Below are 7710 nucleotides of genomic sequence, written 5' to 3'. Positions count from 1 at the left end.
GTTGCACGTCATGGACGGTGTCGAGCAGCTGCCCGACACCGCGATGCGACAGCGTCTCACACTGCAATGGGATGATCACCTCGTCCGCCGCCGTCAGCCCGTTGATCGTCAGGATCCCGAGCGAGGGCGGACAGTCGATCAGGACGAAGTCGTAGCTGTCACCGATCTCGGCGAGCGCAAGCCGCAGCGCATGCTCACGGCCAGTACGCGACAGGAGCACGGCCTCGCACCCCGCCAGCTCGATGGTCGCCGGCAGCAGATCCGGACCGTCCTCGGTCCCCCGCAGCACAAGGCCGGGACTGAGCCGACCCAGCAGCACGTCGTGGACGGACAGTTCGATGGCGTCCGGATCCAGGCCCAGGGAGAACGTCAGGCATGCCTGCGGATCAAGGTCGACGAGCAGGACCCGGCATCCCAACTCGCTCAGCGCGGCACCGAGGCTCGCCACGGACGTCGTCTTGGCGACGCCACCCTTCTGGTTTGCGACGGCGAAGACGCGAGCCATACAGATCAGTCTCCAAGCGTCAGCGCGAAACCACAACACCCCACGCCGCGACAACATCACAGGCGCTCCGGATACACCACCCTCTATATCGGACGAATCATGAAAGGGCATAGATTTCTCCCGCGCGAAGCGCCCCGGCGAACATCCCTGGCAGGGCACGGCAAACATCCCCGACGGTGCACGCATTCCTGACTGTGAGCGGCGAATGCCCTCGGTCCAGGAAAGACCCCTGGGCGGCACGGCAGACGTCTGTGAGGATGAGGAGATGGCACGCGGCGCGCCAGTACCGCCCGGGCAGGACCTCCGGCCGGCATCGACAGCGGCGTCCGTGTCCGCGCCAGCACCCCAATCGCCCGATCACCATGGCGATCTTCGTCGGCCCCCGCAACAGCAATGATCGGCGACATCCTCGGCCTGGTTCTGATTGCCGCCCTCATCGCCGGCAACGGCCTGTTCGTGGCCGCCGAATTCGCTTTTGTGGCGATCGACCGCAGCCAGCTCGAGCAGGCGGCGCGGGACGGTTCCCATAGCGCGGCTCGGGTTCTGCGTGCCGTCCGATCGCTGTCGTTCCAGCTTTCCGGCGCGCAGCTGGGAATCACTCTGACGTCGCTGGTACTCGGTTATGTCGCCGAACCGGCGATTGCGTCCCTGTTGCTGCCGGCGATCAGAGCGACCGGTCTGCCGGCCGGAGCCGGCCGTGCCGTCGCGGTGGCCGTCGCCCTCCTGATCGCGACAGTCACCCAGATGGTCTTCGGTGAGCTCTTCCCGAAGAACGTCGCGGTCGCGGCGCCGGTGGCCGTGGCCCAGCGGGTTGCCGGGCCGCAGATGCTCTTCTCCAACATCTGCCGCCCGATCATCACGCTTCTCAACGGATCCGCCAACCGGTTGCTGCGCGCGATGGGGATCGAGCCGCAGACGGAGCTGCGATCGGCCAGATCGCCGTCCGAACTCGGTTGGCTGGTGCGCTCGTCAGCCGAACACGGCACACTGCCCGGCAACACGGCGAGTCTGCTGGGCAGGTCCCTGCGGCTACGCGAGCGCACGGCGCAGGACGTCATGACGCCACGGGTACAGGTGGTCGCGCTCCACGCCGATGACAGCGTCACCGAGCTGCTACGGGTCACCGAGGAATCAGGCCACTCCCGCTTCCCGGTTCTGCGGTCTGCCGGCAACGGCGAGCCCGGTACCAGTGCAGACGTCGCTCACGCCGCCACCGGCAGCCACGGCAGCACCAGCCGCAACACCGGCGGTCGCAGCGCCGACAGTCACAGCACCAGCGGTCACAGTACCGGCGGTCACGGCACCGCCGGCCCGGACGCGTCCGTACCGTCAGCCGATCTCCCCAGCCCGGGGGGCATCGCAGTCGTCCCCGGGGATGTCGATGACGTCGTCGGGGTCGTCCACGTCAAGGACGCCTTCGGCGTGCCTCCGGCCGACCGCGCTACAACACCGGTCAGCCGGCTAATGGTCGCTCCGGTGGTGGTGCCGGCATCGCTGAGCTGCGACGATCTGCTCGCCACCCTGCGGGGACACAGTCTTCAGATCGCCGTCGTCATCGACGAATACGGCGGCACCGCCGGTGTGGTCACCCTGGAGGACCTCGTCGAGGAACTCGTCGGCCGCGTCCTGGACGAATACGACCCTCCGGAAAGACCCGACGCCACCGCCGGGACTGACGGGAGCTGGTCGCTGTCCGGCCTGCTCCGCCCGGACGAGGTCGCCGACCTGACAGGTGTCCGGCTACCGGAGGGCCCGTACGAGACCGTCGCCGGCGTCGTCCTGCACCGGCTCGGGCGCATTCCTGAACCGGGTGACCAGGTCGACGTCGACGGTCATCTGCTCACCGTCGAGGAGATGGACCAGCATCGCATCAACCGCATCCGGTTGACCGGCCAGCCGACCCACGCGGACCAGCCCCGGCGCGCCGGCAGCCCGGCCGACAAGCCGGACAAGGCCGGCCGATCGGGCGGGGCATACCGATCCGAGCAGGCACATCGCTCCGGCCGGACCGACCCGTCGGGGCAGGCCAACCGCTCGGGCCGGACCGGCGGTGACAACACAGCGGACGCGGACGACGCGGACGGACGGATACGACGATGACCCTGCTGTATCTCATCGGCGCGATCTTCCTGCTGGCCGGCAACGCGTTCTTCGTCGGTGCCGAGTTCGCCGTCATCTCAGTCCGTCGCGACCAGATGGAACCGTACGCAGCCGACGGCGACCAGCGAGCCCACGTCGTCCTCACCGCGATCGAAAACCTGTCGCTGATGCTCGCCGCATCCCAGCTCGGCATCACGATCTGCTCGCTCGGGCTCGGCGCGGTGGCCGAACCCGCGATCGCCCACCTGATCGAGGGGGGTCTGGACCGGCTCGGCGTCCCCGACAGCTTCTATCACCCGATCGGGTTCGCGGTCGCGCTCCTGATCGTCGTCTGCCTGCACATCGTGCTCGGCGAGATGGTGCCGAAGAACATCGCGCTGGCCGGCCCCGAGAAAGCGGCCCTCTGGCTCGCCCCACCGCTGCTCCGGTTCGCCGGCCTTGCCCGCCCACTGATCGTCTTTCTCAACGCCTTCGCCAACTGGTGCGTCAAGCTCGTCCGCGTCCATCCGGTGGACGAACTCAGCACCGCCTACACCCCGGACCAGCTCGCGGCGATGATCGCGGAATCGCGGCAGCAGGGGTTGCTGGAGGACACCGAGCACGAGCTGCTGACCGGCGCGCTGGAACTGTCCGAGCGGACCGCCGGCACCGTCATGATGCCGATCGCCGAGATCGTGACCGTCCCGTGGTCGGTGACCGCGTCCGAGTTGGAGAAGCTGGTCACCAGGACCGGCTTCTCCCGCTTCCCGGTGCGGGCCGCCGACGGCACCGGCCATGCCGGCCCGAGCAGCGATGCCGGTAATGCCGGCGTTGCCGTCCCGGGCGGCGTCCGGCCGAGCAGGCAGTCGCGCCCCGGTCCGGTCGACGGCGGTACCTCGGCCGGACCGGGCACGGTGATCGTCGGCTTCGTGCACGCCAAAGACGTCATCGGCATCCACGGCGATGCCCGGGACGAACCGCTGCCCCCGCGCCGGCTCCGGCCGATGGTCGAGGTCCGCGCCGACCTGCCTCTGGACGAAGTCCTGCGACTGATGCAACGGACCGGCTGCCATCTCGGCCGGGTACCCGGGTCGAACGGCACGACCCGCGGAGTCGTCGCCCTCGAGGACGTGGTCGAGGAGTTCGTGGGCGAGGTCGAGGACGCCAGTCACCGGATCCGGTGACTCCGCTCCACCCCGTCCCGGGACCGCCCCGGGAGCACCGATCACTCTGCCCCGGAGGCGCCGATCACCTTGTCGTGAAAAGGTCACGAAGAGGCGTAGGTGGAAATCGTCTCTATGGTGACGCTTTCCACCTACGGTTTCCGTAGTTGTAGGTGGAAACCGTCATCATCACGACTGAAACCACCTATGCTGTCAGGAAGTTTTGGGCGCAGCCGACTGGACCACCTCGAACGACCACAGCGAAGCTCCGGTCGCAGCCGGCCCACCAGGTCCTCCATGCCCGCCGGGCCCGCCATGACCACCGGGTCCGGGATGACCAGTCGGGTGAGCCGGCGCCTGTCCGCCCGCGGCATCCGCCGCCTGTGCGTGACCGCTCTGGAAGGCAGTGGACGCCTGCCATTTCTGGAAGTCCTCCTCGCTACGCCAGCGCGTGTAGACGAGGTAGGTATCGGTGCCCTCCACCGGTCGCAGCAGCTCGAACCACTCGAAACCGTCCGCAGCCTCCACTATTCCGGCACGGCTGGCGAACCGCTGTTCCAGCGTGGCCCGCAGCTCGGCCGGAACGGTCAGTGCATTGATCTTCACAACACTCATGAGGTCACGTTAGTTCGTGACGCCGGCCGCGCGACACCGCATCGGCCCACTCGGATCGGCCCACTCGGATCGGTGCATGTGCACATTACCGGTATTTCATCACCATCCGACCACAACCCTGACACGCAACGCACCCTTGCATGCATCCATCATGACTAATGTGGGACTATCAGTTGCTATTTGATTTCTGAGAGTAAGAAACGAGGATGTTCAGGTGACTGATCAGCGGCATCGAGTCGATGAGGTCACTGATGCCGCGACACGATCGATGTCCTGCCACCAGGCGCCCGGCACGGATACCGATACCGATGCAGACACCGACGACACCGATGCCGGGCTGTTCGGACCGTCCAGCATGACCTGGCGGGTGCACGGCGATCCGAGCATGGTCGTTGCCGGGATCCGGGCACTGCTCCTGCAGGCCGTACACCCGCTGGCCATGGCCGGCGTCGCCCAGCACTCGACCTACCGGGTCGACCCGTGGGGACGCCTACGGCGGACTGCCGCCTACGTCGGGACGATCACCTATGGGACGACGGACCAGGCGCGCCGCGCAGCCGAACGGGTACGCCACGCGCACGCGCGCATCCATGGCATCGAACCCGTCACCGGCCGTCCCTATCAGGCCGCCGATCCCGAACTGCTGCTGTGGGTGCACGTGAGCGAGGTCGAGTCCTTCCTCACGACGGCCTGCCGGTGCGGGCTGCGCCTCACCGGCAGGCAGGCCGACACCTACTTCGCCGAGCAGGTACGCGCTGCCGAGCTGATCGGTATCCCGGCCCGGGACGTCCCGGCAAGTCGGGCCGCGGTTGCTCGCTACTTCGCCCGGATGCGGCCACATCTGCGGGTGACGTCGCAGTCTCGAGAGATGATCGCATTCATCCTGCGGCCGCCCATGCCCTGGTGGGTGTCGCGGACCACGCCCGCACGCCCGGCGTGGTCCGCACTGAGCGCGATCGCGGTCGGGATGCTGCCCGGCTGGGTACGCCGGCTCTACGGACTGTCCGACGCACCTGCACTGGCCACCGCCGCGTGTCTGGGCGCAAGGGCGACACGCACCGCCCTGCTCGTGCTGCCGCGCCGGCTCCGGCAGGCTCCCGAACTGCGGGATGCCATGGCGCGCCTCGCCAGGACCGGCCCCGGCGACCGGATGATTCCTCAGGGCGGTCCACGGCGCCTGACGATGACACCGCCACGCCAGCGGACGGAGAAAGAGCAACCGCCGGACCGGGCCTGCCGCCTCCCTATCCACCTGGCAGCGGTGGCTGGGCCGGCGTCACCGGGCCGGTGACACCAGGACCATGATCCAAACCCGTGGCGCCGGCCGGTGACACACGGTGGCCCAAAGCCTGACCTACCCGGCCGGCCTGCCCTGACGGCCCGACCTGTAGGCCCGACCCGTAGGGCCAAGCGGCGCCGGGAGCCCTCCCGACGGCATGCGACGCAGCAGGGATGCATTACGGAAAGCCATGTGGCTTAATCTTGCCGATCGTGGCTCAACTTCCCCGGGTAGCGGTGTTCGGCGCGGGGCCGGCTGCCGAGACGGCTCTTCGCGTACTTGTCGACTCCGGGCTGGACGCGCACCTGTTCGTAACGCGCGATGTCGCCGGTAACTATGTCGACGGTAACTATGAGGTTCACCCGGTCGACGATGGTCGTCGGCCGTTCGACATCCGTGCCGGTGACCAGCCGGCAACGCGGTGGGACGTCGTGGTACTCACCGGAGGGATCACCGGGAGCATCGCAGAGAAGGTCGCTCCTCACCGCCTGACCAGGTCGCCTGCCGTCCCACCGCCGTTGTTCGGCGGGGTCTTCGACCCGGACGCGGAAGGGGTGTACGGATGCGGCTGCCTGGAGCGTCGGTCAAGTAGCACAGATCCGTTCCGAAGCCGCCCAAGAATCCGTGATCGAAAACCGTCGAATCATGAAAGTGAGGGAGTAGACGGTCGTGACAGCAGCCGTTTCCACGCTCACTTTCTTGATCGAAAAAGGACGCGTGACTGCCTGACCGGCACTGTGGCGGGCCGCGACCTGCCGGTGTCGGGATCGACCGGCACCGGCACCGGCACCGGCGACGCGGCCGGCAGCACCGACGCCGTCCGGCTTGCCGAGGCGCAGGCCCGCTGGCTGGGAGAGTACCTGCGTGGTCGCTATCTGCTGCCACTGCGATCGGCGATGCTGACCGCGGCCAGCACCCCGAGACCGCTGCGATCACTGGCAGATGATCTTCGTAATCGCAGGCTCCGGCCGCACCACCGCAGCGACGTCGATGCCTACCTGCGGTGGCTCGGAGCCGAGGTGCGTCAGGGGCGCGCGCGGGCCGCCGCGGGTGGTTATCCGCTGCCTGTTCCCTCCCTGATAACAGTGCGCTGATCCGCGTGGAGGTCCGCAGGCCTGCGGGAAACCGTCAGGCGAGGGTGGACAGTCGCTGCGCCGCCGCCCGCAGGGTGTCGAGCCGTTTCGGGAAGGCGAAACGCACGATGTGACGTCCGTCCGCGGGGTTGGCGAAGAACGACGATCCGGGGACCGCCGCCACCCCGGCCGTCTCCAGCAGCCGACGAGCGAAAGCCACGTCGTCACCGTCGGGATCGAGTGCTCGCGTATCGCACATGACGTAGTACGCCCCGTCCGGCGGCCGGAACCGGAAACCGGCCGCGGCGAGCGCACCGCACAACAGGTCACGGCGCTCGCGGTACTCGGCGGCGATGCCGTCGTAGTAGCTCGGCGGCAGTGCCATGGCTGCGACCCCTCCCGCCTGCAACGGTGCGGCCGCGCCGACGGTCAGGAAATCATGGACCTTGCGGATGGCGGAGGTGTAGGCCGGTGGGGCTATGGTCCAGCCGACCCGCCAACCCGTCACCGCGTAAGTCTTCGACAGGGCGTTGACGGTGATCGTGCGGTCGGCGAGCCCCGGGACGGTAGCGGGTGGGATATGGCCGCCCGGGCCGAGATACTGGATGTGTTCGTAGATTTCGTCGGTGATGACGAGCGCGTCGTGTCGCTGGCAGAGCTCGGCAATCAACTCCAGCTCAGCACGGGTGAACACCTTGCCGGTCGGATTGTGCGGTGTGTTGACGACGACGGCACGGACCCGGTCGGAAAAGGCGGCGCGCAGCTGCGCCTCGTCAATGCTCCAGTCGGGTTCGTGCAGCGGGACGAACCTGGGCCGCGCGCCGGACAGGATCGCGTCCGGGCCGTAGTTCTCGTAGAAGGGCTCGAAGAGCAGCACCTCCTCGCCGGGATCGACCAACGCGAGCATCGTCGCCATCATCGCCTCGGTGGAGCCGCAGGTCACACAGATCTCGATCTCCGGATCCACCGTCCAGCCCGGGTAGGTACGGGCGACCT

General features: G+C 68.1%; 8 protein-coding genes. 4 read left to right on the top strand and 4 right to left on the bottom strand.

Annotated features, from left to right (window positions below; all coding sequences use genetic code 11):
• Nucleotides 1-505 (bottom strand): ParA family protein (locus DD1DGNOD_RS05010; protein ID WP_131769564.1); only part of this gene is annotated, 505 nt, incomplete at its 3' end.
• A 393-nt stretch (nt 506-898) separates the two neighbouring features.
• On the opposite strand from DD1DGNOD_RS05010, the gene DD1DGNOD_RS05005 reads away from it, so the two are divergent.
• Complete coding sequence (locus DD1DGNOD_RS05005) at nt 899-2605, top strand: hemolysin family protein (RefSeq protein ID WP_131765471.1); 1707 nt, start codon at nt 899-901, stop codon at nt 2603-2605.
• Nucleotides 2602-3768: a hemolysin family protein gene (locus DD1DGNOD_RS05000; RefSeq protein WP_131765470.1), complete on the top strand. Its 1167-nt coding sequence runs from the start codon at nt 2602-2604 to the stop codon at nt 3766-3768. Before DD1DGNOD_RS05005 ends, DD1DGNOD_RS05000 begins: the two co-directional genes overlap by 4 nt.
• Before the next feature lie 192 nt (nt 3769-3960).
• Here DD1DGNOD_RS05000 and DD1DGNOD_RS04995 read toward each other — a convergent pair whose 3' ends face one another.
• Nucleotides 3961-4362, bottom strand: a complete 402-nt coding sequence (locus tag DD1DGNOD_RS04995) for an antibiotic biosynthesis monooxygenase family protein (protein ID WP_131769562.1) — start codon at nt 4360-4362, stop codon at nt 3961-3963.
• A gap of 214 nt (nt 4363-4576) precedes the next feature.
• On the opposite strand from DD1DGNOD_RS04995, the gene DD1DGNOD_RS04990 reads away from it, so the two are divergent.
• The gene (locus tag DD1DGNOD_RS04990) at nt 4577-5653 is read left to right on the top strand and encodes an oxygenase MpaB family protein (RefSeq protein WP_241255472.1); all 1077 of its coding nucleotides are present in this window, start codon (nt 4577-4579) and stop codon (nt 5651-5653) included.
• Between the two features lie 185 nt (nt 5654-5838).
• On the opposite strand, the gene DD1DGNOD_RS04985 is transcribed toward DD1DGNOD_RS04990, so the two are convergent.
• Nucleotides 5839-6126, bottom strand: coding sequence for a hypothetical protein (locus tag DD1DGNOD_RS04985; protein WP_131765469.1), 288 nt, complete (start codon nt 6124-6126; stop codon nt 5839-5841).
• A gap of 273 nt (nt 6127-6399) precedes the next feature.
• Here DD1DGNOD_RS04985 and DD1DGNOD_RS04980 point away from each other — a divergent pair, with 273 nt between their 5' ends.
• A complete protein-coding gene (locus tag DD1DGNOD_RS04980) occupies nt 6400-6735 on the top strand; it encodes a hypothetical protein (RefSeq protein WP_131769561.1) in 336 nt (111 codons plus the stop codon).
• A gap of 34 nt (nt 6736-6769) precedes the next feature.
• Here the strand turns inward: DD1DGNOD_RS04980 and DD1DGNOD_RS04975 are convergent.
• Nucleotides 6770-7710, bottom strand: a 941-nt coding sequence (locus DD1DGNOD_RS04975; RefSeq protein ID WP_131769560.1) for a pyridoxal phosphate-dependent aminotransferase, incomplete at its 5' end; no start/stop codon positions are given.

The organism is Candidatus Protofrankia californiensis, assembly GCF_900634765.1.
GTDB classification, from domain to species: domain Bacteria; phylum Actinomycetota; class Actinomycetes; order Frankiales; family Frankiaceae; genus Protofrankia; species Protofrankia californiensis.
The sequence above is the reverse complement of the archived record's forward strand: the minus strand, read 5'-3'. Positions and strand labels throughout refer to the sequence as shown.